Raw genomic sequence first — 406 nt, forward strand, 5'->3', positions numbered from 1 at the left:
CGATTATCCTTGGTCTTGATACCCGCGATCCGTCGGCGCCCGTCCACACAGTCATCGACGCTGGCACCATTGGGGTTTACGCTTCCGGCGGTAATATTACCGGCACCAATGTCGAGGTCATCTCCGGCAATTGGGGCGCGAACGTCACCGATGCTGGTATCATAAATCTGACCGGCGGCTCGATCGCCGCGGTTACCGGCGTCTTCAATGCCGATCTCACAGATGGCGGCAGCTTTACCGCTAGCGGCGTCGCCATTACAACCACGGGCACCGGAGTTAATACCACAGGCGCCAACAGCGTGAGCACGCTGCAGGATAACGGTGGTACGCATACAACGATTAAAACCAGCAATAACGCCACCGGTATTCTAGTGCGCAGTGGTGGCCAGGTCACCGGCAGCGGTGT

At 58.4% G+C, this 406-nt stretch carries 1 protein-coding gene; it reads left to right on the plus strand.

The window, feature by feature from the left end:
• The coding region (locus RCF13_RS05945; protein ID WP_308140958.1) for a hypothetical protein at nt 1-406 on the plus strand (406 nt) is incomplete at both ends.

The sequence above is a fragment of the Stenotrophomonas maltophilia group sp. RNC7 genome, from assembly GCF_030910085.1.
Lineage (GTDB): Bacteria > Pseudomonadota > Gammaproteobacteria > Xanthomonadales > Xanthomonadaceae > Stenotrophomonas > Stenotrophomonas sepilia.